The organism is Thermus sp. NMX2.A1, from assembly GCF_000511705.1.
GTDB lineage: Bacteria > Deinococcota > Deinococci > Deinococcales > Thermaceae > Thermus > Thermus scotoductus.
The window spans coordinates 22,546-46,600 of sequence record NZ_ATNI01000053.1; the positions used below are offsets into that span (position 1 = coordinate 22,546).

41 protein-coding genes and 1 pseudogene are annotated in these 24,055 nt (G+C 65.1%); 2 read left to right on the forward strand and 40 right to left on the reverse strand.

The window, feature by feature from the left end; genetic code table 11:
• Positions 1-14 precede the first annotated feature (14 nt).
• The 7 genes from TNMX_RS04765 to TNMX_RS04795 all read right to left on the reverse strand — a co-directional run bounded on the left by TNMX_RS04765 (position 15) and on the right by TNMX_RS04795 (position 6,844).
• Positions 15-1,289, reverse strand: coding sequence for a Glu/Leu/Phe/Val dehydrogenase (locus tag TNMX_RS04765; protein WP_015718072.1), 1,275 nt, complete (start codon positions 1,287-1,289; stop codon positions 15-17).
• Between the two features lie 11 nt (positions 1,290-1,300).
• The gene (locus TNMX_RS04770; RefSeq protein WP_038030038.1) at positions 1,301-2,560 is read right to left on the reverse strand and encodes a Glu/Leu/Phe/Val dehydrogenase; all 1,260 of its coding nucleotides are present in this window, start codon (positions 2,558-2,560) and stop codon (positions 1,301-1,303) included.
• Positions 2,561-2,632: 72 nt separating this feature from the next.
• On the reverse strand, positions 2,633-3,577 hold the full coding sequence (locus TNMX_RS04775) for a polyprenyl synthetase family protein (RefSeq protein ID WP_015718074.1): 945 nt from the start codon (positions 3,575-3,577) through the stop codon (positions 2,633-2,635).
• Between the two features lie 28 nt (positions 3,578-3,605).
• On the reverse strand, positions 3,606-4,082 hold the full coding sequence (locus TNMX_RS04780) for a hypothetical protein (RefSeq protein ID WP_252829444.1): 477 nt from the start codon (positions 4,080-4,082) through the stop codon (positions 3,606-3,608).
• Positions 4,058-4,693, reverse strand: a complete 636-nt coding sequence (locus tag TNMX_RS04785) for a redox-sensing transcriptional repressor Rex (RefSeq protein WP_015718077.1) — start codon at positions 4,691-4,693, stop codon at positions 4,058-4,060. Before TNMX_RS04785 ends, TNMX_RS04780 begins: the two co-directional genes overlap by 25 nt.
• Complete coding sequence (locus tag TNMX_RS04790; RefSeq protein ID WP_038030039.1) at positions 4,690-5,493, reverse strand: SPOR domain-containing protein; 804 nt, start codon at positions 5,491-5,493, stop codon at positions 4,690-4,692. Before TNMX_RS04790 ends, TNMX_RS04785 begins: the two co-directional genes overlap by 4 nt.
• A gap of 1 nt (position 5,494) precedes the next feature.
• A complete protein-coding gene (locus tag TNMX_RS04795) occupies positions 5,495-6,844 on the reverse strand; it encodes a tetratricopeptide repeat protein (protein WP_371180288.1) in 1,350 nt (449 codons plus the stop codon).
• 98 nt (positions 6,845-6,942) lie between these two features.
• Here TNMX_RS04795 and TNMX_RS04800 point away from each other — a divergent pair, with 98 nt between their 5' ends.
• The gene (locus TNMX_RS04800; protein ID WP_026329021.1) at positions 6,943-7,455 is read left to right on the forward strand and encodes an HNH endonuclease; all 513 of its coding nucleotides are present in this window, start codon (positions 6,943-6,945) and stop codon (positions 7,453-7,455) included.
• 3 nt (positions 7,456-7,458) lie between these two features.
• On the opposite strand, the gene TNMX_RS04805 is transcribed toward TNMX_RS04800, so the two are convergent.
• On the reverse strand, positions 7,459-8,292 hold the full coding sequence (locus TNMX_RS04805) for a DMT family transporter (protein WP_019550481.1): 834 nt from the start codon (positions 8,290-8,292) through the stop codon (positions 7,459-7,461).
• A 45-nt stretch (positions 8,293-8,337) separates the two neighbouring features.
• Here TNMX_RS04805 and TNMX_RS04810 point away from each other — a divergent pair, with 45 nt between their 5' ends.
• Entirely contained in the window at positions 8,338-8,814 is a 477-nt protein-coding gene (locus tag TNMX_RS04810; RefSeq protein WP_038030040.1) for a hypothetical protein, read from the forward strand.
• A gap of 62 nt (positions 8,815-8,876) precedes the next feature.
• Here the strand turns inward: TNMX_RS04810 and rplQ are convergent, their stop codons facing one another.
• The 32 genes and pseudogenes from rplQ to tuf all read right to left on the reverse strand — a co-directional run.
• The gene (gene rplQ / locus TNMX_RS04815; RefSeq protein WP_015718083.1) at positions 8,877-9,233 is read right to left on the reverse strand and encodes a 50S ribosomal protein L17; all 357 of its coding nucleotides are present in this window, start codon (positions 9,231-9,233) and stop codon (positions 8,877-8,879) included.
• A gap of 4 nt (positions 9,234-9,237) precedes the next feature.
• Complete coding sequence (locus tag TNMX_RS04820; RefSeq protein WP_015718084.1) at positions 9,238-10,179, reverse strand: DNA-directed RNA polymerase subunit alpha; 942 nt, start codon at positions 10,177-10,179, stop codon at positions 9,238-9,240.
• 52 nt (positions 10,180-10,231) lie between these two features.
• The gene (rpsD, locus tag TNMX_RS04825; protein ID WP_015718085.1) at positions 10,232-10,861 is read right to left on the reverse strand and encodes a 30S ribosomal protein S4; all 630 of its coding nucleotides are present in this window, start codon (positions 10,859-10,861) and stop codon (positions 10,232-10,234) included.
• 13 nt (positions 10,862-10,874) lie between these two features.
• The gene (gene rpsK / locus TNMX_RS04830) at positions 10,875-11,264 is read right to left on the reverse strand and encodes a 30S ribosomal protein S11 (RefSeq protein WP_015718086.1); all 390 of its coding nucleotides are present in this window, start codon (positions 11,262-11,264) and stop codon (positions 10,875-10,877) included.
• A 39-nt stretch (positions 11,265-11,303) separates the two neighbouring features.
• A complete protein-coding gene (gene rpsM, locus TNMX_RS04835) occupies positions 11,304-11,684 on the reverse strand; it encodes a 30S ribosomal protein S13 (RefSeq protein ID WP_015718087.1) in 381 nt (126 codons plus the stop codon).
• A gap of 9 nt (positions 11,685-11,693) precedes the next feature.
• On the reverse strand, positions 11,694-11,807 hold the full coding sequence (gene rpmJ, locus TNMX_RS04840) for a 50S ribosomal protein L36 (protein ID WP_014514895.1): 114 nt from the start codon (positions 11,805-11,807) through the stop codon (positions 11,694-11,696).
• Positions 11,808-11,815: 8 nt separating this feature from the next.
• A complete protein-coding gene (infA, locus tag TNMX_RS04845; protein WP_003043942.1) occupies positions 11,816-12,034 on the reverse strand; it encodes a translation initiation factor IF-1 in 219 nt (72 codons plus the stop codon).
• Positions 12,035-12,041: 7 nt separating this feature from the next.
• Positions 12,042-12,809, reverse strand: a complete 768-nt coding sequence (gene map / locus TNMX_RS04850) for a type I methionyl aminopeptidase (RefSeq protein ID WP_038030045.1) — start codon at positions 12,807-12,809, stop codon at positions 12,042-12,044.
• Entirely contained in the window at positions 12,809-13,363 is a 555-nt protein-coding gene (locus tag TNMX_RS04855; RefSeq protein WP_038030047.1) for an adenylate kinase, read from the reverse strand. The genes map and TNMX_RS04855 overlap by 1 nt, the downstream gene beginning before the upstream one ends.
• Before the next feature lie 8 nt (positions 13,364-13,371).
• Entirely contained in the window at positions 13,372-14,688 is a 1,317-nt protein-coding gene (gene secY, locus TNMX_RS04860; RefSeq protein ID WP_038030049.1) for a preprotein translocase subunit SecY, read from the reverse strand.
• A gap of 1 nt (position 14,689) precedes the next feature.
• Complete coding sequence (gene rplO / locus TNMX_RS04865; protein WP_015718091.1) at positions 14,690-15,172, reverse strand: 50S ribosomal protein L15; 483 nt, start codon at positions 15,170-15,172, stop codon at positions 14,690-14,692.
• The gene (rpmD, locus tag TNMX_RS04870) at positions 15,169-15,351 is read right to left on the reverse strand and encodes a 50S ribosomal protein L30 (RefSeq protein ID WP_015718092.1); all 183 of its coding nucleotides are present in this window, start codon (positions 15,349-15,351) and stop codon (positions 15,169-15,171) included. The genes rplO and rpmD overlap by 4 nt, the downstream gene beginning before the upstream one ends.
• Positions 15,351-15,824, reverse strand: coding sequence for a 30S ribosomal protein S5 (gene rpsE / locus TNMX_RS04875; protein ID WP_015718093.1), 474 nt, complete (start codon positions 15,822-15,824; stop codon positions 15,351-15,353). Before rpsE ends, rpmD begins: the two co-directional genes overlap by 1 nt.
• A 21-nt stretch (positions 15,825-15,845) precedes the next feature.
• On the reverse strand, positions 15,846-16,184 hold the full coding sequence (gene rplR, locus TNMX_RS04880; RefSeq protein WP_015718094.1) for a 50S ribosomal protein L18: 339 nt from the start codon (positions 16,182-16,184) through the stop codon (positions 15,846-15,848).
• Positions 16,185-16,192: 8 nt separating this feature from the next.
• On the reverse strand, positions 16,193-16,735 hold the full coding sequence (gene rplF, locus TNMX_RS04885; RefSeq protein WP_038030051.1) for a 50S ribosomal protein L6: 543 nt from the start codon (positions 16,733-16,735) through the stop codon (positions 16,193-16,195).
• On the reverse strand, positions 16,735-17,151 hold the full coding sequence (gene rpsH, locus TNMX_RS04890) for a 30S ribosomal protein S8 (protein WP_015718096.1): 417 nt from the start codon (positions 17,149-17,151) through the stop codon (positions 16,735-16,737). The genes rplF and rpsH overlap by 1 nt, the downstream gene beginning before the upstream one ends.
• 68 nt (positions 17,152-17,219) lie before the next feature.
• The gene (locus tag TNMX_RS04895; RefSeq protein ID WP_003043922.1) at positions 17,220-17,405 is read right to left on the reverse strand and encodes a type Z 30S ribosomal protein S14; all 186 of its coding nucleotides are present in this window, start codon (positions 17,403-17,405) and stop codon (positions 17,220-17,222) included.
• Between the two features lie 7 nt (positions 17,406-17,412).
• Positions 17,413-17,961, reverse strand: a complete 549-nt coding sequence (gene rplE, locus TNMX_RS04900; RefSeq protein ID WP_038030053.1) for a 50S ribosomal protein L5 — start codon at positions 17,959-17,961, stop codon at positions 17,413-17,415.
• A gap of 1 nt (position 17,962) precedes the next feature.
• On the reverse strand, positions 17,963-18,295 hold the full coding sequence (gene rplX, locus TNMX_RS04905) for a 50S ribosomal protein L24 (RefSeq protein ID WP_019550490.1): 333 nt from the start codon (positions 18,293-18,295) through the stop codon (positions 17,963-17,965).
• Positions 18,295-18,663, reverse strand: a complete 369-nt coding sequence (gene rplN / locus TNMX_RS04910; RefSeq protein ID WP_015718099.1) for a 50S ribosomal protein L14 — start codon at positions 18,661-18,663, stop codon at positions 18,295-18,297. Before rplN ends, rplX begins: the two co-directional genes overlap by 1 nt.
• Complete coding sequence (gene rpsQ / locus TNMX_RS04915) at positions 18,660-18,977, reverse strand: 30S ribosomal protein S17 (RefSeq protein WP_015718100.1); 318 nt, start codon at positions 18,975-18,977, stop codon at positions 18,660-18,662. Before rpsQ ends, rplN begins: the two co-directional genes overlap by 4 nt.
• Complete coding sequence (gene rpmC / locus TNMX_RS04920; protein WP_015718101.1) at positions 18,970-19,167, reverse strand: 50S ribosomal protein L29; 198 nt, start codon at positions 19,165-19,167, stop codon at positions 18,970-18,972. Before rpmC ends, rpsQ begins: the two co-directional genes overlap by 8 nt.
• Positions 19,154-19,579: a 50S ribosomal protein L16 gene (gene rplP, locus TNMX_RS04925; protein ID WP_015718102.1), complete on the reverse strand. Its 426-nt coding sequence runs from the start codon at positions 19,577-19,579 to the stop codon at positions 19,154-19,156. Before rplP ends, rpmC begins: the two co-directional genes overlap by 14 nt.
• 3 nt (positions 19,580-19,582) lie before the next feature.
• Positions 19,583-20,302, reverse strand: a complete 720-nt coding sequence (gene rpsC / locus TNMX_RS04930) for a 30S ribosomal protein S3 (RefSeq protein ID WP_015718103.1) — start codon at positions 20,300-20,302, stop codon at positions 19,583-19,585.
• Positions 20,292-20,633, reverse strand: a complete 342-nt coding sequence (gene rplV, locus TNMX_RS04935; protein ID WP_015718104.1) for a 50S ribosomal protein L22 — start codon at positions 20,631-20,633, stop codon at positions 20,292-20,294. Before rplV ends, rpsC begins: the two co-directional genes overlap by 11 nt.
• 2 nt (positions 20,634-20,635) lie before the next feature.
• Positions 20,636-20,917 (reverse strand): 30S ribosomal protein S19, encoded by a 282-nt coding sequence (gene rpsS, locus TNMX_RS04940; RefSeq protein ID WP_011173711.1) that lies wholly within the window; start codon positions 20,915-20,917, stop codon positions 20,636-20,638.
• Positions 20,918-20,925: 8 nt separating this feature from the next.
• Complete coding sequence (gene rplB, locus TNMX_RS04945) at positions 20,926-21,756, reverse strand: 50S ribosomal protein L2 (RefSeq protein WP_015718105.1); 831 nt, start codon at positions 21,754-21,756, stop codon at positions 20,926-20,928.
• A 52-nt stretch (positions 21,757-21,808) separates the two neighbouring features.
• On the reverse strand, positions 21,809-22,099 hold the full coding sequence (locus TNMX_RS04950) for a 50S ribosomal protein L23 (RefSeq protein ID WP_015718106.1): 291 nt from the start codon (positions 22,097-22,099) through the stop codon (positions 21,809-21,811).
• Positions 22,096-22,716 carry a 50S ribosomal protein L4 gene (gene rplD, locus TNMX_RS04955; RefSeq protein ID WP_019550492.1) on the reverse strand — a complete coding sequence of 207 codons (621 nt, stop codon included), beginning with the start codon at positions 22,714-22,716 and terminating at the stop codon, positions 22,096-22,098. Before rplD ends, TNMX_RS04950 begins: the two co-directional genes overlap by 4 nt.
• Positions 22,717-22,724: 8 nt before the next feature.
• Complete coding sequence (rplC, locus tag TNMX_RS04960) at positions 22,725-23,345, reverse strand: 50S ribosomal protein L3 (protein WP_019550493.1); 621 nt, start codon at positions 23,343-23,345, stop codon at positions 22,725-22,727.
• The gene (gene rpsJ, locus TNMX_RS04965) at positions 23,342-23,659 is read right to left on the reverse strand and encodes a 30S ribosomal protein S10 (RefSeq protein WP_015718109.1); all 318 of its coding nucleotides are present in this window, start codon (positions 23,657-23,659) and stop codon (positions 23,342-23,344) included. Before rpsJ ends, rplC begins: the two co-directional genes overlap by 4 nt.
• An 8-nt stretch (positions 23,660-23,667) precedes the next feature.
• Positions 23,668-24,055, reverse strand: a pseudogene (gene tuf / locus TNMX_RS04970) (elongation factor Tu); the annotation flags it as partial.

Below are 24,055 nucleotides of genomic sequence, written 5' to 3' on the forward strand. Positions count from 1 at the left end.
TAGCCTAACGGAGGCTAGGGGTAAAGCCCCCTGAGGGCCCTGGCCTCGAGGACCCGGGTGGCGGCCACCACATAGGCCGCCGTGCGCAAGGGAATCTTCTTCTCCTGGCTCACCTGCCACACCGCCTCAAAGGCATTCCTAAGGACCCGCTCCAACCGTGCGTTGATCTCTTCCTCCGTCCAGAAGTAGGAGTTGAAGTCCTGCACCCACTCAAAGTAGCTCACCGTGACGCCCCCGGCGTTGGCGATGACATCGGGCACCACCAGGACACCCTTCTCCAGGAGAATGTCATCGGCGGCCGGGGTGGTGGGGCCGTTGGCCCCCTCGGCGATGATCTTGGCCTGGATCCGCCAGGCGTTTTGCTCGGTGATCTGCTTTTCCAAAGCCGCAGGGATGAGAAACTCTGCGGGCACGGCCCAGAACTCCGGGTTGGGCAGGGGCTCGGCCTTGGGGTAACCCCGCACCCCTCCGAACTCCGCCACGTGCTTGAGAAGGTCGTAGGGATCTATCCCCGCCTCGTTGTAGATGGTGCCCGTGTGGTCCTGGATGGCGATGATCCGGGCCCCGTGATCGTGGAAGATGCGGGCAGCGGCGTTCCCCACGTTGCCGAAGCCCTGGAGGATGACCCGGCTTCCCTCTATGGGAAGACCGATCTTCTCCGCCGCCGCCCTGGCGGTGACGAACACCCCGCGGCCCGTGGCGTCCCGCCTTCCCAAGGAACCCCCCAGGGCAATGGGCTTCCCCGTCACCACCCCCGGCACCGTGCGGCCCACGTTCATGGAAAAGGTGTCCATCATCCAGGCCATCTCCCGCTCCCCGGTGTTCACATCGGGGGCAGGGATGTCCCGATCCGGGCCCAAAAGGATCCCGATCTCCGAGGTGTAGCGGCGGGTCAGGCGCTCCAGCTCCCCCGGGGAAAGCTTCTTGGGGTCCACCCGGATGCCCCCCTTGCCGCCTCCATAGGGCAGGCCCACGGCGGCATTCTTAATGGTCATCCAGGCGGCCAAGGCCATCACCTCGGAAAGGGTCACCTCGGGGTGGTAGCGCACTCCCCCCTTGGCCGGCCCCCGGGCGGTGTTGTGGTGGACCCGGTAGCCCTCAAAATACGCCACGGTGCCGTCGTCCAGATGGATGGGCACATCCACGATCAGGACCCGCTTGGGCCTCTTAAGGCTCTCCGCCAAAGGGGCATACCGCCCCAGGTAGGGGACCACCCGGTCCACCTGCTCCACGAAGATCTCCCAAGGACCGCCGTCCTTGCCCAGGTAGGAAAGGGGTTCGCTCTTCATAGACACTCCTCTTAGGGGTAGACGCCTCTTAACCGCGTGGCCTCGTTCACCCGTTCCAAGGCTAGGGCCATGGCCCCGGTGCGCAAATCGGTGGAAAGAACCTCAGCCCTATCGCACACCTCAGCCACCGCCTTGGCCACGCTCTTAGCGAAGCTTTGCCGCACTTCCTCCTCGCTCCAGAAGAACATGTTGAGGTCCTGCACCCATTCCAGATAGCCCGCCAGAAGCCCCCCGCCCCCCGTGAGGAGGTCCGGCACCACCAGGACTCCCTTGCCCAGGAGGTAGGCCTCCCCCTCGGGGGTCAGGCCGAAGTTGGCAGCCTCCAGCACCACCTTGGCCCGCACCGCCTTGGCCATCTCCCCGTTCAAGGCCCCCTCGAGGGCCGCCAGGACCAGGTAGTCCACATCCAAGGCGAAAAGCTCCTCCGGGGCGAGGTCGTAGCGGGGAAGCTCTCCCGTGGCCTCGTAGTGGCGCAGGACCTCGGCCACCTCGAGGCCCTCTTCCTGGTACATGGCCCCCCGGGCCGTGGATACCGCCACCACCTTCAAGCCCATTCCTTCGGCATGCAAGGCGAAACTGCCTCCCACCTGGCCGAAGCCCTGCACCGCCACCCTGGCCCCTTCCAGGGGAAGCCCCCGGCGCTCGGCAAGCTCCTTGAGCACCAGGGCCACCCCAAGCCCAGCGGCATCGTCCCGGCCCTCGCTCCCCCCAAGGGCATGGGGCTTGCCCGTCACCACCCCCGCCACCGTGGAGCCCACGGTCATGGAGTAGGTGTCCATGATCCAGGCCATCACCTGCTGGTCGGTCCCCAGGTCGGGGCCCAAGATGTCGATGTCGGGCCCGATCAGGTTGACCAGCTCGGCGGTGTAACGGCGCACCAGCCGTTCAAGCTCCCTGTGGGAAAGGAGCCTGGGGTCGGCGGCAATCCCCCCCGCCGCCCCGCCAAAGGGCAGATCGTAAACGGCCGCCTTCAAGGTCATCCAGGCGGCCAGGCCCGCCGTCTGGCCCAGGGTTACCTTGGGATGGATCCTCACCCCCCCCTTAGCGGGCCCCCGGGCGATATCGTGCACCACCCGATAGCCCTGGAAAACCCGCACCTTCCCGTCGTCCATGACCACGGGCAGGGAAACCGTGACCAGGCGCTTGGGGTGAGCCAGGTACTCCACCGTGGTGGGGTGGATCGTCGCCACCCTTAAGGTCTTTTCCAATCGCTCCAGGAAGGCCTCCCAGAGGCCTGGGTCCTCCGGGGACCTGTATGCGGGAATAGCCATAGCCTCACCGGAGGGGATTATACCCTGCTCGGGGAGGGACGGCTGCCCCGCCCGGCTCCAGGTTCAAGGAAGTCAGGAAAGACGCTCGGCTTCCCTTAAGGCCAGGGCCTCGAGGGCCTCCTTGTAGGGGGAGGGAGGAAGGGGCTTGAGGGCCGCCGCGGCCAGAAGCGCCCTCTCCCGGATACGCCTTTCCACCTCCTCCGCCACCCCGCTTTCCCAAGCCAGCATGCGCAGGCGATCCAGGTCCCCTTCACGCCTTCCCTTCCGCCTCAGAACCTCCCGCACCTCGGGAAAGCGCTCCATGAGAAGAAGGGTGATCAACGTGGCCTTTCCCTCCCGCACATCCCCCCCCACCGGTTTGCCCAAGGCTTCAGGGGTGCCCATGAGGTCCAGGTAATCGTCCCGCATCTGGAAGGCCTGGCCATAGTAAAGGCCAAAGCGGGCCAAGGCCTCCCGCACCTCCCCATCCACCCCCTTGAGGAGGGCGGGGCCTTCCGTGCTGAGTTCCATTAGTACCGCCGTTTTGGCGGTGATGATGCGCTCGTAGTTCTCCAGGGAGTAGTCCTCCAGGGCCGCCACCTGGAACTGCAAAACCTCCCCTTCGCTCAAGGTCTTGGCCACCTGGGCGAAGCGCTCCACCAGCTCCATTCTTCCCGTTTTGGCGATCACGTGGAGAAGCCGGGAAAGGAGAAAATCCCCCGACAACACGGAAACCGCATTCCCGTACCGGCGAAAGGCCGCCTCCTTGCCCCGGCGGGTTTCCGCATCGTCGATGAGGTCATCGTGGAGAAGCGTGGCGGAGTGCAGAAGCTCCACCGCCAAGGCCAGCTCCATCTCGAAGGGAGCGCCCCCGATGGCCCTCGAGGCCAAAAAGACCAAGCGGGGGCGGATGCGCTTGCCCCCCGCCGTCACCAGGTCCTGGTGGATAAGGCGCACGAAGAGGACGTCAGAGGCAATCAGCTCGGAGAGAGCCTCCTCAAAACGGTTAAGGGGGGCCTCGAGGTCGGGAAGAACCACCACGCCCCCTAGTATAGACCTTGGGGCCTCAGTAAACCTCTATGGGAGCCGGCAAACGGACCACCTTCGCTTGGCCGCCCAGGGAAACTGTACGATAGCTCACTACTTGAATGGGGGTAAGGGGTGACGCAGAGCTCTTGCTTATGGTTCGGGAAACCGGGGGACAGGACTGGGCCTGAGCCGGGCAGGGCTCGGAAAAGGTAAACGGAGCCTCCACGCGGTTGCCGCTCCCATCCAAGAGCACCACAGATCCCCTGCCCGAGCCCGGCAGGGGATAGAGGACCAGGGTGTAGGTGTAGTTGTAGGCCACCACGTTGCCGTTCTGGTCACGCTCAGTGGTCGAGGAGAAATTCTCCCGAGCCACCTGAACAGTGGGGGCACCCACCACAAGGCCCCCCTCGAAGAAGGAACTGCAACCGGACAAGCCCAAGAGCAGGATCAGCACCGGCAAAAACCCCTTTCGCATCCACCTCACCCCCTTCACCCCATCATTTCCTCGCGCCACTTGGGATTCAGTATAGCAAAGCTAAGCCGGGCCAGGCCCGCCAGGAAGTCCACGTTCTCCACCGCTACCTCCTTAGGCACCTCCAGCACCGTGGGAGCGAAGTTCAGGATGCCCTTGATCCCCGCGGCCACCAAGCGATCGGCTGCCTCCTGGGCCGCCTCCCGGGGCACGGTGAGGAGGGCGATCTCTATGCGGCCGGGCACCCTTTGGGGAAGCAGATCCATAGGCTCCACCACCCCGTCCCTCACCCGGCGGCCGATTTTCTCGGGATCCACGTCGAAGAATCCCCGTAGCTCAAAGCTTTCTCCAAACCCAGGGTAGTCGGCCAAAGCGCTACCCAAGCGGCCCATACCCACGATGCACAGGCCCCACTTTCGGTTCAGGCCCAGGATGTGGCGGAGTTCGCGCTTGAGCACGGGCACCGTGTAGCCCACCCCCCGGGTGCCGTAGGAACCAAAGTAGGAAAGGTCCTTCCGCACCTGAAACGCCGTAACCTGGGCTTCCTCCGCCAGCTGCTCGGAGCTGGTGCGGTGAACCCCCTTGGCCTCCAGCTCCTCCAGGATGCGCAGATACGTGACCAACCGGCTGATGGCTGCACTGGGAACCTTCATCGCACCTCCAAGGCCTCGAGGCCCAAGGCCTGCACCTTGGCCTTGACGGCCTCCTTTTCCCCCTCGGCCACCGGGCCCACCCGCACCCGGTAGACCCCATCCTTCACCAGAACCACGGGCAGGCCCACTTCCCTGAGCTTCGCGGCCAGGGCCAGGGCGTTTTCCTCCTTCTGGAAAGCTCCCACCTGGAGGTAAAGGGTGCCCGAGGCCGGCGGGGCCGCTCCCTGGCCGCGGTACACCTGAGCCCCGTAGGCGGCCAAGGCCTCCGCTACCCGTTTGGCCTCGGCCTCGGTGGCGTAAGGACCCACCACCACCCGGGTCAGGTTTCCCGAAGGCTCCAGGCGAGCCGGGTACCCCTTCTGGGCCAGCTCCTGACGAAGCCTGGCCGCGTTTTCCGGATTGGCAAAAGCCCCCACCGCCACCCGGTAGGTTCCCCCCGGCGCAGGTGCCGAAGGAGCAGGTTCGCTTGGAGGGGATCCTCCAGGCGAGGCTGTGGGTTTTTCCTGGGGTGCTGGCTTGGACTCCGCTGGAGCCTGGGGTAGGGGGAGCACGGTGACCACGGGTTCAGGGGCCGGTTTGGCCTCAGGGGAGGGTGCCTGGGGAGCAGGCTCCACCTTGGGAGGCTGGACCGGGGAAGGAGGGGGCGAGGAGGTGACCGAAGGCCCGGGCATGGGCGAGGCACTCTCCCTTGGCCGGGCAAAGGGATTGATGCCGGTCAGGTAAAGGACAATGCCCGCCGCCACCAGAGCGATGAGAAGAAAAATGAGGAAGTCCAGCCAGTTTTCCCGTAGCCAGCGCATTCTACCTCCGAAGCAGGGCCCGCGCCTCCCTCGAGCCCAGGGCCGCCGCCTGGTTCAAGGCCCGCTCGGCTTCTGCCTCCCGGCCCAGGCCCCTTAAGGCCAGACCCAGGTTGTACCAGGCTGCCGCCTGCCTGGGGGCTCTTCCCAGCACCTCCCTGAGGACCAGTTCCGCCTCCCCGAAGCGCCCCAGGGCCACCAAGGCTGCTGCCAGGTTCACCCCCACCCCTGGATCGCGGCCGGACTCGTAAAGGGGGCGCAGGAGGGCCAAGGCCTCCTCCAAGCGGCCCATCTCCAGCAACAACGTGCCCCTAAGGGCCTGGGCCTCCGGAGTGGTAAGCCCCTCGAGGAGCTTCAAAGCCTCCTCCTTCCGGCCCAAGGCGTAGGCAGCCTGGGCCTTGAGGAAGCTCCCCGGAGGTCCTGCCTCCTCCGCATACCGGTAGGCGTTCTTATAGTCCTTAAGCCGCAGGTAGGCCGCCGCCAGGGCCAAGGCCACCTGGGGCTCGGGGCTGGCCCGGTAGGCGGAAAGCAGGTACCCCAAGGCCCCCTTGGCATCCCCCGCCTCGAGGCGGGCTTGCCCCAGGAGGTAGGCGGCCTCCCAAAGGGAAGGATCCAGGGCGTAGGCCTCCTTAAGCAGGGGCTCCGGGCGGGAGGAAAGAAGGGCCTTGCGCAGAAGGAGTCTCGCCCTAGCCTTCCCCTCCACCGCCTTAAGACCCCGGTCCAGCTCCCTCAGGGCCCTTTCCTTCAAGCCCTCCTCCGCCAGGATGCGGGCCAGCAGGTCCCAGCCCTCGGCCGACCTGGGTTCCCGGTTGAGAAGCCCATAGAGCACCGGCACCGCCTCGGCCCGGGCCCCTGCGGCGTAAAGGGCCTGGGCCAGGGCCAGGTGGTAGGCGGGGCTCCGCTCTGGGGTAAGCCCTTTGCGCAAAACCTCTGCTGCCTCCTTGGCCTGGCCTGCCTCGGCAAGGGCGCTGGCCCACCCCAGGTAGGCTTCCTCCGTGGGGGAAAGCTCCGCCGCCTTGGCAAAGGCCTCCGCTGCCTCCTTAGGCTTTCCCAGGCGCAGGTACACCTGGCCCAGGTTGTAATGGCCCTCGTAACGGTCGGGGAAAACCCGGACCATCTGGTCAAAGGCAAAGCGGGCCTCCTCGAGGCGGCCCAGGCGGAAGAGGCTCACCCCTAGGCCCAGGTGGGCCTCAAAGCGGCCATAGTCCTGGGCTAGAACCTCCTCATAAGCCAGGACGGCTTGGGCATACTCCCCGGCCTTGAACAGCGATTCCGCCCGTTCCAAGGAGGTCTGCGCCAAAGCCAAACCCAGCCCGAGGAGAAGGGAAAGGGCTTTGGGAAAAGGTCTCATCATAAGGGCCTCCAAACCCGTCGTTGCCCTTAGCATAGCATAGCTCCAGGCGAAAGGCCTTTTGCTATCCTAAGGACGTGGGTGGGGTCCCTGCTAAACCCTTGGACCTGGATGCCCCAAGGGTGCTGGTGCTGAATGCCGCCTACGAGGTCCTGGGGCTCGCCAGCATCAAGCGAAGCGTCCTCCTGGTGCTTTCCGGCGGAGCAGAGATGCTTTCGGAAAGCGGGCGCTACCTGCACACTCCCTCCACCCGGATCCCAGTCCCCAGCGTCATCCGCTTGAAGCGCCTGGTGCGGCGGGGGCCAAGCCGCATCCCCCTAAACCGCCGCAACATCCTGAGGCGGGACCGCTACACCTGCCAGTACTGCGGCCGCCAGGGAGGGGAGCTCACCGTGGACCACGTGCTTCCCAGAAGCCGGGGAGGCAGGAGCACCTGGGAGAACCTGGTGGCCGCCTGCCGCTCCTGCAACCTGAAGAAGGGGGACCGCACCCCCGAGGAGGCGGGGATGCGCCTACTAAAGCCTCCCCGGGCGCCCAAGGCGCCCCTTTTTCTTTCCGACCTGAAGGAGGTCCCCGAGGACTGGCAGCCCTACCTTCAAGCCTGGTTGTCCTAACCCCTAGCGCCGCACCGTGAGGACCACGGCCAAAAGCACCAAGCCTGCCCCCAGGTAGGCCCAGAGGGAAAGCACCTCCCTAAAGAGGAGGAAGGCGAACAGGTTGGCCACCACGGGCTCGAGGGTAGCCACCACGCTGGCCCGGGTGGCGGGAAGGCGCTTCAACCCTGCGTAGTAGGCCAGATAGGCCCCGTATGTGGAAAATACCCCTAAAAAGAGCAAGGCTTCCATGGCCCTTAGGCTCAAGGGAGCAAACTCCACCCAGGGCAGAAGCCCCAAGGCCCCCACGGGCAGGGCGTAGAGGAAGAGGGTGGGGGTGGCGTAGCGGGGAAGGTAGAGCTTGCCAAAGATGTAGTAAAGCGCATAGGTGAAGCCGGAAAGGAGCCCAAAGAAAAGGGCGAGGGACAGGACCCTTACCCCGCTTCCCCCTCCCACGCCCATAAGCCCCACCCCCAGCAGGGTCAGGGCCACCGCCAAAAGGCCGGTGCGGTCCAGGGGCTCCTTCAGGACCACCAGGGAAAGGAGGGCCACCCAGGCCGGGGCCGTGTACAGGAGAACGGAGGCCAAGGCCGCTCCCCCGTAGACCACCGCCAGCTGATAGGAACCGTAGAAGAGGGAAACCCCCACCAGGCCGAAAAGAAGGAGGGGCAAGGCATCCCGCCTTTCCACCCTAACCTGGCGCAGGAGCAGGGCGTGCAGGCCGAAGAAGACCCAGGCAACGCTTGCCCGGAAGAAGGCCACGGCCAGGGGGGTAAGCCCCTCCTCAAAGGCCAGGCGGCTTACGGGGCCGATGAGACCCCAAAGGAAGGCAGCCAGGAGCAGGTACAGGTAGCCCATGGGGAAGAGTGTATAATCCCCCCAGTGCCCTATGGAGGCTGACCTATGAGCGCGCGTACCCTTTTTGCCCTCCTTGTCCTCCTTCTTTTGGTCCTCTTCTCCTGGCTCAACTGGGGGGAGATCACCAAGCCCACCTCCCTATCCCTGGGCCTCAGCCGGGTGGAAGCCCCCTTGGGCCTGGTTCTGGTGGTGGCCCTGGGGGTGGTTTCCCTCCTCTACCTCATCTTCACCATCGGCCTGGAAACCGCCGCCCTTTTGGAGGTGCGGCGCTACGCCCGGGAGCTTCTCCATTACAAGAAGCTGGCCGAGGAGGCGGAGCAGAGCCGATACACCGAGCTTAGAGGCTACCTGGAGGCGGAGTTCAAGCGCCTGGCGGAGGCGGAGAAGGAGGAGATCCGGGCCCTCGAGGCCCGCCTGGCGGAAACCCTGGAAAAGCACGGGAACACTTTGGCCGCCTACATCGGCGAGCTGGAAGACCAGCTCCTCAGGCTCCTTCAGGGGCGGGGAGGAGAGAACACGTAAGCGCCGGCACCCCATCCCGGGGCCCGACGCTTAGGGGCATCCTTCCCTTATTTTCGGCGCTCCTACTCCACCAGCTCCACCAGGGCCAAGGGCGCCCCATCCCCCCGCCGGCGTTCCGCCAGCTTGAGCACCCGGGTGTACCCCCCAGCCCGGTTCTGGTACTTGGGGGCGATCTCGTCGAAGAGCTTCCGCACCAGCTTCACGTCCTGCAGGTCCCTCAGCACCAGGCGGCGGGCGTGCAGGTCCCCCCGCTTGGCCAGGTGGATGAGGTGGTCCACGAAGCCGGTGAGCTCCTTGGCCTTGGGCACGGTGGTGGTGATGCGGCCGTGGATGAGAAGGCTTTTGGCCTGGTTGCGGTAAAGGGCCAGGCGGTGGGAAGAGTGACGGTTCAGCTTTCTTCCAGACTTCAGGTGGCGCATGGTCTCACTCCTTTAGGGCGAATCCCTTTTTGGCCAAAGCCTCGCGGATCTCCTCGAGGCTCCTTTCCCCGATGCCGGGGATGTTCTTAAGGTCCTTGAGGTTCAAGGCCAAAAGCGCCCGCACCGACTCGATCCCCTCCTCCTTGAGGCTGTGGAGAACGCGGGTGGAAAGGCCAAGCTCCTCCAGGGGCAGGTCCAGGTCTTCCTCCCCTTCCGCACGCTCCACGGAGGCAGGCTCCGGGGCAGGCAGGGCGGTGGCCTGGGGGTTGGCGAAATAGGAAAGGTGCTCCTTGAGGATCTCCACCGCCTGGTTCAAGGCCTCCAAGGGGGTGACGGAGCCATCCGTCCAGATCCGCAGGGTCAGCTTATCCAGGTCGGTGCGCTGGCCAAGCCGGGTATCCTCCACCTGGAAGGCCACCCGGCGCACGGGGGAGAAGATGGCGTCCACGGGAATGGAGTTGATGCGGTCCTTGATGCCGTGGCGCTCGGCGGGCACGTACCCCACACCCCGATCCACCCGCACCTCCATGTAAAGCTTGCCCCCCTTGTCCAAGGTGGCGATGGTGAGGTCCGGGTTCAGGATCTCCGCATCGGGGGGCACCACGAAATCCCCCGCCCTGACCACCTTGGGCCCTTCCGCCTTCAGGACCAGGGTGGTGGTCTGCATCTTGGGGTCCAGGAAACGCACCACCAGCTCCTTGAGGTTCAGGATGATCTCCACCACGTCCTCCTTGACCCCAGGAATGGTGGAGAACTCGTGAAGGACATCCTCAATGTAGACGCTGGTGACCGCGGTCCCGGGAATGGAGGAAAGGAGAATCCGCCTCAAGGGGTTGCCCAGGGTGACGCCGAATCCCCGCTCCAGGGGCTCCAGGACAAACTCCCCGTACTCCCGCCCCTGGGTGCGCACCGTGAAGACCGGGGCTTTCAGCTTGCTCTCTAACATAGACCTCCTTGCCGGCAACACATGGGCCCGGTCCAGCCGGGCCCCTTTAGGGCTACCTGGAGTAGAACTCCACCACCAGCTGCTCGTTCACGGGAAGCGCCAGGTCCTCCCGATCGGGCAGGCGCAGGAACTTACCTTTCATCCCCTCCACATCCAAGGAGAGCCAGGGGCCCACCTTGCGGCCCTTCATGGCCTCGAGGTTCTCCCGGATGAAGGCCAGGTTGCGGCTACCCTCGGCGATGGCGATCTCATCCCCAGGCTTCACCCGGTAGGCGGGAAGGTCCACCCGGCGGCCGTTCACGGTGATGTGGCCGTGGCGCACCATCTGCCGCGCCTGGCGACGGCTAGCGGCGAAGCCCAGCCGGTAGACCACGTTGTCCAAGCGGGACTCCAAAAGCCCCAGGAAGACAGTACCCGTAACCCCCTTCTTGCGGCTGGCCTCCTCAAAGAGGTTGCGGAACTGGGTTTCGGAGATCCCGTAGATGCGGCGGAGCTTCTGCTTCTCCCTCAGGCGCACCGCGTAGTCGGAAGGCCGGCGGGTGCGCTTCTGCCCGTGCTGCCCCGGAGGATAGGGGCGGCGCTCCATGGCGCACTTGGGGCTGTAGCAACGCTCCCCCTTCAGGTAGAGCTTGACTCCTTCCCGGCGGCAAAGACGGCAAACTGGACCAATGTAACGACCCATCTTCTCCTACTCCTTATGAAGCCTTGCGGAACTTCTTCTTAGGCCGGCAGCCGTTATGGGGCACAGGGGTGTCGTCCACGATGGACTTCACCTGCAAGCCCGAGGCCTGGAGGGCCCTGATGGCCTGCTCCCGGCCCGCCCCGGTGCCACGCACGATCACGTCCACGCTCTGCATGCCATAGGCCATGGCCTTCTTGGCCGCATCCATGGCCGCCAGCTGGGCCGCATACGGGGTGCCCTTGCGGCTTCCCTTGTAGCCGATGACCCCACCCGAGGACCAGGTGATGGGGTTGCCGTCCGGGTCGGTGATGGTGACGATGGTGTTGTTGTAGGAGGCGTGGATGTACGCCTTCCCACTGGCCACCTGTCGTTTGACTTTCTTCTTGGTCGCTTTTCTGGCCATACTCTCCCTCAGCTTTAGGAGTATCCACTGGCCCTAGAACTACTTCCTAGGGGCTTTCTTCTTGCCCGCCACGGTCTTGCGGGGACCCTTGCGGGTACGGGCATTGGTGCGGGTGCGCTGCCCCCTCACCGGCAATCCACGGCGGTGGCGGAGGCCCCGGTAGCAGCCGATATCCATGAGGCGCTTGATGTTGGCGGCCACCTCAGCCCTGAGCTCACCTTCCAGCTTCCAGGTGTTCTCCACGTACTCCCGAAGGCGCACCACCTCCGCCTCGGTGAGGTCCTTCACCCGGGTCGCCGGATTGATGCCCGTCTTCTCCAGAGCCTCCTTGGCCCGGGCCGGCCCCACCCCGTAGATGTAGGTGAGGGCCACGTCCACCCGCTTGTTCCTAGGAATCTCCACACCTGCAATCCTCGCCACGTTCCCTCCTTACCCTTGCCGCTGCTTGTGCTTGGGGTTCTCGCAGATCACGTACACCCGGCCGTGCCGGCGCACCACCTTGCACTTCTCGCACATCTTTTTAACCGATGCCCGTACCTTCATCTCGCCTCCTACTTCCTGTACACGATGCGGCCCCGCGTGGGGTCGTAGGGGGTAATCTCCACCACCACCCGGTCCCCGGGCAGGATGCGGATGTAGTGCATGCGCATCTTGCCCGAGATGTAGGCCAGGATCTCCGGTCCCGAGTCCAGCTTTACCCGAAACGTGGTGTTGGGCAAAGCCTCGGTAACCACGCCTTCCGCCCGAATGGTGTCCTTCTCCTTCGCCATACCCCTCCTACCGCGCCCGCACCAGGGAAACCCCGGTGAGAAGCTCCGGGCCCTCCTCCGTCACCAAGACGGTGTTCTCGTAGTGGGCGGCGAGGTTGCCAGGTCCGGCGCTCGCCGTCCAGCCATCTTCCAATATTACCACAGAAGCCGGGCGTAGGGTGACCATGGGCTCGAGGGCCAGGGTCATGCCAGGCCGGATCTTGGGGCCCGTTCCCGGTTTGCCGAAGTTGGGCAGCTGCGGGTCCTCGTGGATCTCCCGCCCCACCCCGTGCCCCACGAACTCCCGCACCACCCCATACCCACGGCTTTCCAGAAACGTCTGCACCGCATGGGCCACATCCCCGATGCGGTAGCCGGGCCTAAGGTACTTCATCCCCTCCCAGAAGGCGGCCTCGGTATCCTGGATGAGCCTTTCCGCCTCCGGGGAAACCCTGCCCACGGGAAAGGTGCGGGCCATGTCGGCGGCAAACCCCCCGTAGATGAGGCCCACGTCCACGGAAAGGATATCCCCTTCCTTCAGGGGCTCCTCCGAGGGGATGCCGTGGACCACCACCTCGTTCACCGAGGTGCACAGGGTGGCGGGAAACCCGTAAAGGCCCAGGAAGGCCGGCTTGGCCTTGCGCTTTTTTATGGCCTCGTAGGCGATCCGGTCCAGCTCCTTGGTGGTGATGCCGGGCTCCACATGCCGGCCCACCTCCTCCACCACCTCGGTGAGGAGGGCCCCCGCCTCCCGCATGCGCTCAATCTCCCATGGACTCTTCAGCTTGATGGCCATCAGATTCCCAGGGCTGCCCGGATGCGGGCGTAGACCTCATCGGGTGTACCCAGGCCGTCCACCCGCCTCAAGGCACCCGTTTTTTCATAATACTGCACCAAGGGCTCGGTTTTCTCCCGGTAGACCCGGAGCCGGTGCCGGATGGTCTCCTCGTTGTCGTCCGAGCGCCCCTCGAGCTCCGCCCGCTTGAGCATCCGGGCGATGAGCTCCTCCTCCGGCACCTCCACCAGCACCACCCCAAGGAGCCGGGTCCCGGTAGCCTGAAGCAGGTGGTCCAGGGCCTCCGCCTGGGCCAGGGTGCGGGGAAAGCCGTCGAAGATCACCCGCTCCGAAAGCTCCTCCCGGATAAGGGCCAGGATGAGCTCATCCGGAACCAGGTCCCCCCGGTCCATGATGGGTTTCACCTGCTGCCCCAGGGGCGTGCCCCGGGCCACATGGTCCCGCAGGATGTCCCCGGTGGAGAGTTTCTTAAAGCCCAGCTCCTCCGCCAGCCTGGCCGCCTGGGTGCCCTTTCCCGCCCCCGGCGGCCCTAAGAAGATCACCGCTTCTCCCATCCTCCCTCCTAGCGCGTGCGGCCGCGGATGCGGCCCTTGGAAAGGAACCCCTCGTAGTTCCTCAGCATCAGCTGGCTCTCAATCTGCCGCAAGGTGTCCAGGGCCACGCCCACCACTATGAGAAGGCCGATGCCGGAAAAGGCGATGCTCTTCACCCCGGTGAGGTTCTGGATGATCTGGGGCAACGCCGCCACCAGGCCCAGGAAGAGGGCCCCCCACAGGGTCAGGCGGGAAACGATGTGTTCCAAGAACTTCACCGTGGGCTCGCCTGGGCGGATGCCCGGGATGAACCCCCCGTATTCCCGGAGGCTTTCCGCAATCCGCTTGGGATCGAACTGGACCGCGGTGTAGACGTAGGTGAAAAGGACGATGAGCACCACCTCGATGAGGAGGCCGGAGATCCGGGTGGGGTTGAAGAAGTTGGCGATGGCCTGGAGCACCTGGTTGTCCTGAAAGGGGGCGGTGAGGAAGATGGGGATCTGCAAAATGGCGGCAGCGAAGACAATGGGGATGACGCCGGCAGCGTTCAGCTTGATGGGGATGTAGGTGGCCTGCCCCCCGTAGACCCTCCTGCCCACCACCTTCCTGGCGTACTGGACGGGAATGCGCCTTTCCGCCTGCTGCACCGCCGCCATCCCGGCGAAGGCCAAGACGATAAAGGCCAGGAAAAACAGGAAGGCCACCAGGTTGACCTCCCCGGTGCGGATGAGGCCAGCGGTGCGGAAAAGTTGTGGCAACCAGTCCACCACGATCCCCGAGAAGATGATCATGCTGGTGCCATTGCCGATGCCGTACTCGGTGATGCGCTCCGCCATCCAGAGAAGGAGGGCGATGCCCGCCACCTGGGTGACCACCACCACCAGCCAGAAGAAAGGACCGGGTGCCCAGCCGGGCAGCAGGAAACGCCCCCCCTCCGCCCCCAGGAAGGCGGTGGCCAGAAAGAAACCCTGGAAAGCCCCCAGAGCGATGCCGCCGATGCGGGTGTACTGGTTGATGATGCGGCGGCCCTCCTCACCCTCCTTGGAAAGCTTCTCCAGGGTGGGAATCACATTGACCAAAAGCTGCATGATGATGGCGGCAGTGATGTAGGGCATGATTCCCAGGGCGAAGATGGAGAAGCGCTCAAAGTTACCGCCCGAAAAGAGGTTGATGATGCCGAAAACCCCTCCCTGGGTGGTGCGCAGGAACTCCTGGATCTTGTCCAGGTCCACCCCCGGGGTGGGGATAAAGGCCCCCAGGCGGTAGGCGGCCAACACCAGCAGGGTGAAGAGGATCCGCTGGCGCAGTTCGGGAATGGCCAGGGCGCTCCGGAAGGCCTTAAGCATCCTAAGCCTCCTTGGGTGCTTGCCCTTCGGGCGAGGGAGCCAGGAGGACGGCCTCGCCGCCCGCAGCCTTCAGCTTCTCCAGGGCAGTCTTGGAAAAGGCGTGGGCCACCACCCTAAGGGGCTTGGCCTCCCCTTCCCCCAGCACCTTAAGCCGGTAGCCCTTCTTCAGGATTCCAGCCTGGACCAGCACCTCCGGGGTCACCTCCCCGTCGAAGCGGGCCAGGTCCCTCAGGTTCACCCCCTGGTACTTGGGCCTCTTGATCTCCCCGGGCACCTGTCCCTGCATGCCCCGCTTGGGCAGGCGCATCAGGGTGGTGGAGCGCCCCCCCTCAAAGCGGCGGGGATCCTTGAGGCCACCGGAGCGGGACTTCTGCCCCTTGTGACCCCGGGTGGCCGTCTTGCCGTGGCCGGAGCCAGGGCCCCGCCCCACCCGCTTCCGCCTCTTGTTGGCCCCAGGATTGGGTTTTAGATCGGTAAGCTTCATTCCAGCACCTCCACCCGCACAAGGTGGGCCACCTTCTTGATGTTGCCCAGTATGGCGGGATGGTCCTCGAGGACCTTTTCCCTGTGGAGCTTGGTCAGCCCCAGGGCTTTCAAGGCCGCCTTTTGGTCCTTGGGATAGCCGATGGGGCTCTTCACCAACTTAACCTTGAGCTTGGCCATCACTCCTCCCCACCCTTCCGCAGGCGCTCCACATCCTGCTTGGTCTTAAGCTGCCTGAGGGCCTCCATGGTGGCGTAGGCGATGTTGATGGGGTTGCGGCTCCCCAGCTCCTTGGTGAGGATATCCGTGATCCCCGCCAGCTCCAGGATGGCCCGGGGCACTGCCCCCGCAATCACCCCCGTGCCCGGGGCTGCGGGCTTCAGGAGGATCTTGGAGGCCCCGTACTCCACCTCGATCTCGTGGGGAATGGTGCCGTTTTGGATGGGCACCTCCACCATGTTGCGACGGGCGTAGTACCCCGCCTTCTGCACAGCCAGGGGCACCTCCTTGGCCTTGCCCAGGCCCAAGCCCACCCGGCCCTGCCGGTCACCCACCACCACCAAGGCCCCGAAGCGGAAGCGGCGGCCACCCTGGTAGGTCTTGGCGGTGCGCCGCACCAGGATCATCTTCTCTTCAAAGTCGGTCTCGGGCATGCTTCCTCCTCGCTAAGCGACCTAGAACTCCAGGCCCCCTTCTCTGGCCCCTTCCGCCAGAGCCTTTACCCGGCCGTGGTACTTGTAGGGGCCACGGTCAAAAGCCACCTTGGTGATCCCCAACGCCTTGGCCTTCTCCGCCAGGGCCCGCCCCACCTGCCGGGCCACCTCGGTCTTGTTGCCCTTCAGCTTCAGGGCCAGGCTGGACTCGGCCACCAGGGTATGGCCCTTCTCGTCATCGATGATCTGGGCGTAGATGTGGTTAAGGCTCCGGAAGACGGACAGGCGGAGCCGGCCCGTGCGCTTGATGCGGTTACGCACCCGGAACTTGCGGCGTTCGTATGCGGTAAGCCGTGCCATGGTTCCCCCTACTTCTTGGCCCCGGCCTTGCCGGGCTTAAGGCGGACGGGCTCGCCCGCGTAGTAAATGCCCTTCTCGTGGTAGGCGCTGGGCTTCTTGATGGCGCGCAGGTTGGCGGCCACCTGGCCCACCTTCTGCTTGTCTATGCCCAGAACGCGGATCTTGGTGGGCTCGGGCACCTCGAAGGTGATGCCCTCCGGGGGTTCCACCACCACGGGGTGGCTAAAGCCCACGGTGAGCTCCACCGCCCGTCCCGCAAGCCGGGCCCGGTAGCCGATGCCCTTGATGAGGAGCTCCTTCACGTACCCCTCGGAAACCCCCTTGATGGCGTTGGCGATGAGGGTCCGGGTGAGGCCGTGCAGGCTCTTGTGCCGGCGCTCATCCGAGGGCCGCTCCACCCGCACCACCCCTCCGTCCACCACCACCCGCATCTCCGGGGAGATGGGCACGGAAAGTTCGCCCTTGGGGCCTTTCACCTTGACGAGCCCCGGGGTCACCTCCACAGTGACCCCCTTGGGCAAGGGAATGGGAAGCCGGCCAATCCTAGACATCACCACACCTCGCAGATAAGTTCCCCGCCCACGCCCAGACGCCGGGCCTCCCGGTCGGTAAGGACGCCCTTGGGCGTGGACAGGATGGCAATCCCCAGGCCGCGGCGCACCCGGGGAATCTCCTTGACCCCCACGTACACCCGTCGCCCAGGACGGCTGATGCGACGGATGTGGTTGATGACCTGTTCGGGCCGGGGATCAGGTCCCTGGCGCCTGGGCCCATACTTGAGGTGGATGCGCAAAACAGGCTTGCCGTCCACCTCCACCCGCTCGTACCCCTTGATGAAGCCCTCCCGCGCCAGGATCTTGAGGATCTCCTCCTTGAAGCGGGAGGCGGGTACCTCGGTGCTCTCCTTGTAGACCCGGGTGGCGTTCCGAATCCGGGTCAGCATGTCGGCAATGGGGTCCGTCAACATTTCCTCTCTCCTTTTACCTCACTCCTGGACCATGCGGTCTCGAGGGAACCCCCCCGACCGGCCACGGCCTACCAGCTGGCCTTCTTCACCCCGGGAAGCTGCCCCTTGTGGGCCAGCTCCCTAAGGCAAATCCGGCAGAGCCCGAAGTAGCGGTACACGCTCCTGGCCCTCCCACAGCGCACGCAACGGGTGTAGGCCCGCACCTTGAACTTGGGGGTACGCTTGGCCTTTTCGATCAACGCTTTTCTCGCCATGCTCGCCTCACTTGCGGAAGGGGAAGCCCAGAAGCTCCAAAAGGGCCCTGGCCTCCTCATCGGTCCGGGCGGTGGTCACCACCGCGATGTCCATTCCCCGAAGGGCGTCCACCATATCGTAGGTGATCTCCGGGAAGATGAGCTGCTCCCTCAATCCCAGGTTGTAGTTGCCGCGGCCGTCAAAGCTGTTCGGGTTCACCCCCCGGAAGTCGCGGATGCGGGGAAGGGCCACGGAAAGGAGCTTCTCCAGGAAGATCCACATCCGATCGCCGCGCAGGGTAACCCTGAGGCCGATGGGCATCCCCTTGCGGAGCTTGAAGTTGGAGATGGACTTCTTGGCCCGGGTTATGGCCGGCTTCTGGCCAGTGATGAGGGCAAGCTCCTGGGAAGCCTTCTCCAGGAGGCGGGCATCCTCCTTGGCCTCCCCCAGCCCCTGGTTGATCACCACCTTCTCCAGCCGAGGCACCTCCCAGATGTTCTGGTAGCCGAAGCGGCGGATGAGCTCGGGCCGTACCTCCTCGTAGTACTTATTCTTCAGCGCAACCTCTAGCGGCATCTTATCCCTCCACGTCCAAAGCCCCGCCGCACTTGGCGCACACCCGGATCTTGCGGCCGTTTTCCAGGAGCTTCTTCCGCACCCGGGTGGGCTTGCCGCACGCGGGGCAGATGGGGCGCACCTTGGAGGCATGCAGGGGAGCTTCCTGCTCCACAAAGCCACCCTGGGGGTGCTGGGGGCTCACCCGCACCGCCTTCTTAACGATGTTCACCCCCTCCACGATGACCGCCCCCTTCTTGGGCAGCACGGCCTTCACCTTGCCCACCTGGCCCTTGTACTTGCCGGAGGCCACCAGAACCATGTCCCCCTTCTTCACATGTAGCTTGGCCTGCATCAGAGCACCTCCGGAGCCAGGGAGACGATCTTCATGAAGCCCTTTTCCCGGAGCTCCCGTGCCACGGGGCCGAAGACGCGGGTGCCCCGGGGCTCTAGCTGGTTGTTGATGATGACGGCGGCGTTGTCGTCAAAGCGGATGGCGGAGCCATCGGGGCGCTTGACCTCCTTTTTGGTGCGCACCACCACCGCCTTCACCACGTCGCCTTCCTTCACCGCCCCCCGGGGGATGGCCTCCTTGACGCTGGCCACGATGATGTCCCCCACGGTGGCGTACTTGGCGTTGGAGCCCTTAAGCACGCGGATGCACATGATCTTGCGGGCCCCGGTGTTGTCGGCCACCTCCAGGTAGGTCTGGGGCTGGATCATGCCTTACCTCCCCGCTTGGAAAGGCTGGCGTAGTTCTGCCTACGCACCAGGTACTTCTCCACCAGGTCCAGCCTGCCCCCCTCCACCAGGCGCAAGACCCTAAAGCGCTTGCGCTTGGAGATGGGGCGGGACTCGATGATCTCCACCACGTCCCCCACCTTGTACTTCCCCTCGGGGTCGTGGGCCAGGTACTTTTTGGAGCGCTTGATCACCTTGCCGTAGAGGGGGTGGGGAAACTGGCGCTCCACCAGTACCGAAACGGTCTTCTGCATCTTGTCGCTCACCACCACCCCGGTCAGCACCTTCTTAGGCATTGGCCCTCCTCCTCTCGTTCAGGATCGTGAGGAGCCGGGCGATGAGGCGCCGGGTCTCCCGGATCCTGTGGTTCTGGGAGAGCTGGCCGATGGAGGCCTGGAAGCGAAGCTCCATCAGCTCCCGCTTCTTCTCCCGAACCAGCTTCTCGATCTCACTGGGAGAGAGCTTGCGGATCTCACTGGGCTTCATCGTAGGCGTCCCTCCTCACGATCTTGGTCTTGATGGGAAGCTTGTGGCCGGCGATGCGCAAGGCCTCGAGGGCCTGCTCCTCGGTGACGCCCGCCACCTCGAACATCACCCGGCCCGGCTTCACCACCGCCACATACCCTTCCACGTTGCCCTTACCCTTACCCATCCGCACCTCGAGGGGCTTTTTGGTGTAGGGCTTGTCGGGGAAGATGCGGATGAAGATCTTGCCCCCGCGGCGGAAGTGGCGCACCATGGCCACACGGGCCGCCTCAATCTGCTGGGAGGTGATCCAGGCGGGCTCCATGGCCACCAGGCCGAAGTCCCCGAAGGCCACGTAATCACCCCCCTTGGCCGCCCCCTTCATGCGACCCCGGTGCTGCTTGCGGTACTTCATGCGCCTGGGCATCAACATGGCCTACTCCTCCTTCTTTACGCGCACCGCTGGGCGGCGGCGGCGGGGCTTTTCCTCCGCCCTCGGCCCCTCGGGGCGGGCCTTGGGCTTCTGTCCGCCGATCACCTCGCCCAGGAACACGTAGGCCTTGACCCCCAGCACCCCGTAGGTGGTGCGGGCCAAAGCGAAGCCGTAGTCTATGTTAGCACGAAGGGTGTGAAGGGGCACCCGGCCCTCGGCGGCCCACTCCGTGCGGGCCTGCTCGGCGCCGCCGATGCGGCCGGAGACGATCACCTTGGCTCCCTTGGCCCCCGCCTCCATGACCCGCTGCACCGCCTGCTTGATGGCCCGCCGCACGGCAAAGCGCCTTTCGATCTGCTCCGCCACCCGCTGGGCCACCAAAGGAGCGGAGAGGTTGGGGTTATGGATCTCTTGAACGTTCAGGGCCACGTTCTTGCCGGTGAGCTGGGAAAGGGTGTCCCTCAGGACCTTGATCTTCTCCCCGCCCCGGCCGATGACCACACCCGGCTTGGCCACGTGCACGGTCACGGCCACGTTGTCCGCGGCCCGTTCGATGTCGATGCGGGCCAAACCAGCCGGGTAGAGCTCCTTGGTGAGGACCTCGCGGATCCTCTGGTCCTCCACCAGGAGGTGGCGGTACTGCTTCTTGCCCGCATACCAGCGGGACTCCCAGTCCCGGGTGATACCGAGCCTGAACCCAATGGGGTGGATCTTATTTCCCATGTTTCTCTCCCAAGATCACCGTGATGTGGCTGGTCCTCTTCTTGATGATGTCCGCCCGGCCCCGGGCCCGGGGAAGCACCCTTTTCAAAGCGGGCCCTTCGTCCACAAAGGCCGCCTTCACGAAAAGCCGGTCCTCCAGCATGTCGTGGTTGTTGACCGCATTGGCGGCGGCGGACTCCAGCACCTTGGCCACGTAATAGGCCCCCCGCTTAGGGGTGTAGCGCAGGATGGCGCGGGCCTCCTCGAGGCTCTTCCCCCGGATCAGGTCCACTACAAGGCGGACCTTCCTGGGGGAGATGCGCACGTAACGGGCAATGGCTTTCGCTTCCATGGCTACTTCTTCTTGGTGGCCTTAGCCTCTTTCCCGTGCCCCCGGTAGGTGCGGGTGGGGGCAAACTCTCCCAGCTTGTGCCCCACCATGTTCTCGGTGATGTAGACGGGCACATGCTGCTTGCCGTTGTAGACCGCAATGGTATGGCCCACCATCTCGGGAACGATGGTGGAGCGGCGGCTCCAGGTCTTGATGAGCCGCTTTTCCCCCTTGGCGTTCAGCTCCAGCACCTTCTCCAAGAGGTGGTCATCTACGAAAACGCCCTTCTTCAAGCTACGCGGCATGGCTCACCTCACTTCTTACGGCGGGCGATGATGAAGCGGCTCGAGGGCTTCCGCCGCTTCCTGGTCTTAAGCCCCTTGGTCTGCCAGCCCCAAGGGGAGGCCGGGGGACGGCCCCTGGGTGCCCGGCCCTCACCACCGCCGTGGGGGTGGTCCACCGGGTTCATGGCGGCGCCGCGCACATGGGGCTTGCGGCCCAGCCAGCGGGTGCGCCCCGCCTTGCCCAGGACGATGTTCTTGTGATCGGCGTTGCCCACGGTCCCGATGGTGGCGTAGCACTCCCCGTGCACCTTCCTAAGCTCCCCCGAGGGCAGGCGCAGGATCACGTAATCCCCTTCCCGGCCCTGGATCTGGGTGCTGGTGCCGGCGGAGCGGGCCAGCTTGGCCCCCTTCTTGGGCTCCAGCTCCACCGCATGGACCACGGTGCCCACGGGGATGAAGCGGAGGGGAAGGGCGTTGCCCACCTGGATGGGAGCATCCGGCCCCGCCACCACCTGCTGGCCCACCTGCAGGCCCTCGGGAGCGATGATGTAGCGCTTCTCCCCGTCGGCGTAGTGCAGAAGGGCGATACGGGCGGAGCGGTTGGGGTCGTACTCTATGGCCGCCACCTTGGCGGGGATGCCCGCCTTGTCCCAGCGCTTGAAGTCGATGATGCGGTAAAGCCGCTTGTGGCCGCCCCCCCGGAAGCGCACGGTGATGCGGCCCTGGTTGTTGCGGCCCCCCGTCTTCTTCAGGGGCTTGACCAAGGACTTCTCCGGCTCGGTCTTGGTGATCTCGGAGAAGTCCGCCACCGTCATGAAACGGCGGCTTGGGGTGTAGGGTTTGAACTTCTTGACTGCCATCCTCTATGCCTCCCTTGCCGGATCGGGGCCGGGCCCCCCTCCCGGCTTAGGTTTAGATGAGGCCCTCCAGGGCCTCGATCTTCTGCCCGGCGGCCACCTGCACGATGGCCTTCTTGCGGTCGGGGCGCTTGCCCAGGTAGCGGCCCAGGCGCTTCTTCTTGCCCCGCACCGTCATGGTGTTCACCCCCACCACCTTGACCTTAAAGGCCGCCTCCACGGCGTTTTTGATCTCCGTCTTGGTGGCCTTGGGGTGGACCCAGAAGGTGTACTTGCCCTCGGCGAAGCCGGCGTAAGCCTTTTCGGAAAGCACCGGGGCCAGGATCACGTCAAAGGCGGTCTTCATGCCTCACCCCCCATGCGGGCCTGGAAGGCCTCCCAAGCCGCCAGGTCCATGACCAGGCGCTCGGTGCGCAGGATGTCGTAGACGTTTAACCCCTCCGGCGCCAGGGTCACCACCCAAGGAAGGTTCCGGGCAGCCCGGCGCACCAGCTCGCTGGCCGTCACCAGGAGCACGCTTTCCGATCCATCTAGCCCCGCACCCTTGGCCCAGGCCAAAAACTCCTTGGTCTTGCCGTTAACCCCGGCGAAGTCCTCCACCAGAAGGAGCTTGCCCTCCTTGGCCCGATCGGCCACGGCCATGGCCAACCCCGCCTGCCGCACCTTCTTGGGCAGGGTGTAGCTGTAGTCCCGGGGCTTGGGTCCGAAGACCGTACCCCCGCCCACGAAGATGGGGGCGCCGATGTCCCCGTGGCGGGCCCGCCCGGTGTGCTTCTGGGGATAGATCTTGCGGCTGGAGTAAGCCACCTCGCCCCGGGTCTTGGTGCTGGCCGTCCCCCGGCGCCTTTTCGCCAGCTGCCAGCGCACCACCTCCCATAGGAGATGGGGGTTAACCTCCTGGGGGAGATCGGCGGCAAGCTCCCGCTTGCCGGAAGAGGAGAGAACAGGAATCTGGTACACCATGCCCTCCTTTACTTGGCCACCTTCTTGGTCTGGCGCACCAGCACCAGGCCCCCATTGGGTCCCGGCACGGCCCCCTTGACCAAGAGGAGGTTCTCCTCGGGGATGACGTCCACCACCTCGAGGTTCATCACCGTGACCCGCTCGGCCCCGTAGCGGCCGGCCATCTTCTTGCCCTTATAGACCCGGCCCGGGGTCTTGCGGTTCCCGATGGACCCGGGGTGGCGGTGGATCTTGTGGGCACCGTGGGAATCGGGGCCGCCGGCGAAGTTCCAGCGCTTCATCACCCCCGCCGTGCCCCGGCCCTTGGAGGTGCCGGTCACGTCCACCCGCTCGCCGGCCTTAAAGATTTCCACGGTCACCACGTCGCCCTCAGGGTTGAAGTCGCGGATCTCCTTCAGGATGCGCACCGGACCCACCCCGGCCCGGGCGAAATGCCCCTTCATGGGCCGGTTGACCCGCTTGGGGTTCTGGGGCAGGAAGCCCAGCTGGACCGCCGTGTACCCGTCCTTCTCCGGGGTCCGCCGCTGGACCACCGGGCAAGGACCCGCCAGGATCACGGTGACGGGAATGGCCCGGTCCTCCCGGTAAATCCGGGTCATGCCCACCTTCATGCCCAGGATGCCCTTCATTTGCCACCCCCCACGGTCTTGATCTCGATCTCCACCCCAGTGGGCAGGTCTAAGGACATGAGGCTCTCGATGGTCTTGCGGTTGGGGTTCAGGATGTCCACCAGGCGGTGGTGGGTGCGAAGCTCAAAGTGCTCCCGGGAGTCCTTGTGCTTGAAAGGACCCCGGATCACGGTGAAGCGCCGCACCCGGGTGGGCAGGGGCACGGGACCCGAGACCTGGGCCCCGGAGCGCCGGGCGGCCTCCACGATCTTCTGGGCCGAGGCGTCCAGGGTCTTGTGGTCAAAGCCCCGTAGCTTGATGCGGATCTTGGGCATACTTCACCTCACTCCAGGATCTTGGTGACCACGCCGGCACCCACGGTCCGCCCACCCTCACGAATGGCAAACCGCAATCCCTCCTCCAACGCCACCGGCTTGATCAGCTCCACCGTAAACGTCACGTTGTCCCCCGGCATCACCATCTCCACCCCAGAGGGCAACTCCACCACCCCCGTCACATCCGTCGTCCGAAAGTAAAACTGCGGACGGTACCCAGAAAAAAACCCCGTGTGCCGGCCCCCCTCCTCCTTCTTCAAGATGTACACCGAGGCCTCAAACTTCGTGTGCGGCGTAATGCTCCCAGGCTTCGCCAGCACCTGCCCCCGCTCCACTTCCTCCCGGCTTACACCCCGGAGCAACAAACCTACGTTGTCCCCAGCAATCCCCTCCGAA

Bases quoted from the DNA above. Each gene is read 5' to 3' on its own strand.
- TNMX_RS04765 (WP_015718072.1), bottom strand. From the start codon at position 1,289: ATGAAGAGCGAACCCCTTTCCTACCTGGGCAAGGACGGCGGTCCTTGG.
- TNMX_RS04770 (WP_038030038.1), bottom strand. From the start codon at position 2,560: ATGGCTATTCCCGCATACAGGTCCCCGGAGGACCCAGGCCTCTGGGAG.
- TNMX_RS04785 (WP_015718077.1), bottom strand. From the start codon at position 4,693: ATGAAGGTTCCCAGTGCAGCCATCAGCCGGTTGGTCACGTATCTGCGC.
- TNMX_RS04790 (WP_038030039.1), bottom strand. From the start codon at position 5,493: ATGCGCTGGCTACGGGAAAACTGGCTGGACTTCCTCATTTTTCTTCTC.
- TNMX_RS04795 (WP_371180288.1), bottom strand. From the start codon at position 6,844: ATGATGAGACCTTTTCCCAAAGCCCTTTCCCTTCTCCTCGGGCTGGGT.
- TNMX_RS04805 (WP_019550481.1), bottom strand. From the start codon at position 8,292: ATGGGCTACCTGTACCTGCTCCTGGCTGCCTTCCTTTGGGGTCTCATC.
- TNMX_RS04810 (WP_038030040.1), top strand. From the start codon at position 8,338: ATGAGCGCGCGTACCCTTTTTGCCCTCCTTGTCCTCCTTCTTTTGGTC.
- rplQ (WP_015718083.1), bottom strand. From the start codon at position 9,233: ATGCGCCACCTGAAGTCTGGAAGAAAGCTGAACCGTCACTCTTCCCAC.
- TNMX_RS04820 (WP_015718084.1), bottom strand. From the start codon at position 10,179: ATGTTAGAGAGCAAGCTGAAAGCCCCGGTCTTCACGGTGCGCACCCAG.
- rpsD (WP_015718085.1), bottom strand. From the start codon at position 10,861: ATGGGTCGTTACATTGGTCCAGTTTGCCGTCTTTGCCGCCGGGAAGGA.
- rpsK (WP_015718086.1), bottom strand. From the start codon at position 11,264: ATGGCCAGAAAAGCGACCAAGAAGAAAGTCAAACGACAGGTGGCCAGT.
- rpmJ (WP_014514895.1), bottom strand. From the start codon at position 11,807: ATGAAGGTACGGGCATCGGTTAAAAAGATGTGCGAGAAGTGCAAGGTG.
- infA (WP_003043942.1), bottom strand. From the start codon at position 12,034: ATGGCGAAGGAGAAGGACACCATTCGGGCGGAAGGCGTGGTTACCGAG.
- map (WP_038030045.1), bottom strand. From the start codon at position 12,809: ATGGCCATCAAGCTGAAGAGTCCATGGGAGATTGAGCGCATGCGGGAG.
- TNMX_RS04855 (WP_038030047.1), bottom strand. From the start codon at position 13,363: ATGGGAGAAGCGGTGATCTTCTTAGGGCCGCCGGGGGCGGGAAAGGGC.
- secY (WP_038030049.1), bottom strand. From the start codon at position 14,688: ATGCTTAAGGCCTTCCGGAGCGCCCTGGCCATTCCCGAACTGCGCCAG.
- rplO (WP_015718091.1), bottom strand. From the start codon at position 15,172: ATGAAGCTTACCGATCTAAAACCCAATCCTGGGGCCAACAAGAGGCGG.
- rpmD (WP_015718092.1), bottom strand. From the start codon at position 15,351: ATGGCCAAGCTCAAGGTTAAGTTGGTGAAGAGCCCCATCGGCTATCCC.
- rpsE (WP_015718093.1), bottom strand. From the start codon at position 15,824: ATGCCCGAGACCGACTTTGAAGAGAAGATGATCCTGGTGCGGCGCACC.
- rplR (WP_015718094.1), bottom strand. From the start codon at position 16,184: ATGGCACGGCTTACCGCATACGAACGCCGCAAGTTCCGGGTGCGTAAC.
- rplF (WP_038030051.1), bottom strand. From the start codon at position 16,735: ATGTCTAGGATTGGCCGGCTTCCCATTCCCTTGCCCAAGGGGGTCACT.
- rpsH (WP_015718096.1), bottom strand. From the start codon at position 17,151: ATGTTGACGGACCCCATTGCCGACATGCTGACCCGGATTCGGAACGCC.
- TNMX_RS04895 (WP_003043922.1), bottom strand. From the start codon at position 17,405: ATGGCGAGAAAAGCGTTGATCGAAAAGGCCAAGCGTACCCCCAAGTTC.
- rplE (WP_038030053.1), bottom strand. From the start codon at position 17,961: ATGCCGCTAGAGGTTGCGCTGAAGAATAAGTACTACGAGGAGGTACGG.
- rplX (WP_019550490.1), bottom strand. From the start codon at position 18,295: ATGCAGGCCAAGCTACATGTGAAGAAGGGGGACATGGTTCTGGTGGCC.
- rplN (WP_015718099.1), bottom strand. From the start codon at position 18,663: ATGATCCAGCCCCAGACCTACCTGGAGGTGGCCGACAACACCGGGGCC.
- rpsQ (WP_015718100.1), bottom strand. From the start codon at position 18,977: ATGCCTAAGAAGGTGCTGACCGGGGTGGTGGTGAGCGACAAGATGCAG.
- rpmC (WP_015718101.1), bottom strand. From the start codon at position 19,167: ATGAAGCCCAGTGAGATCCGCAAGCTCTCTCCCAGTGAGATCGAGAAG.
- rplP (WP_015718102.1), bottom strand. From the start codon at position 19,579: ATGTTGATGCCCAGGCGCATGAAGTACCGCAAGCAGCACCGGGGTCGC.
- rpsC (WP_015718103.1), bottom strand. From the start codon at position 20,302: ATGGGAAATAAGATCCACCCCATTGGGTTCAGGCTCGGTATCACCCGG.
- rplV (WP_015718104.1), bottom strand. From the start codon at position 20,633: ATGGAAGCGAAAGCCATTGCCCGTTACGTGCGCATCTCCCCCAGGAAG.
- rpsS (WP_011173711.1), bottom strand. From the start codon at position 20,917: ATGCCGCGTAGCTTGAAGAAGGGCGTTTTCGTAGATGACCACCTCTTG.
- rplB (WP_015718105.1), bottom strand. From the start codon at position 21,756: ATGGCAGTCAAGAAGTTCAAACCCTACACCCCAAGCCGCCGTTTCATG.
- TNMX_RS04950 (WP_015718106.1), bottom strand. From the start codon at position 22,099: ATGAAGACCGCCTTTGACGTGATCCTGGCCCCGGTGCTTTCCGAAAAG.
- rplD (WP_019550492.1), bottom strand. From the start codon at position 22,716: ATGGTGTACCAGATTCCTGTTCTCTCCTCTTCCGGCAAGCGGGAGCTT.
- rplC (WP_019550493.1), bottom strand. From the start codon at position 23,345: ATGAAGGGCATCCTGGGCATGAAGGTGGGCATGACCCGGATTTACCGG.
- rpsJ (WP_015718109.1), bottom strand. From the start codon at position 23,659: ATGCCCAAGATCCGCATCAAGCTACGGGGCTTTGACCACAAGACCCTG.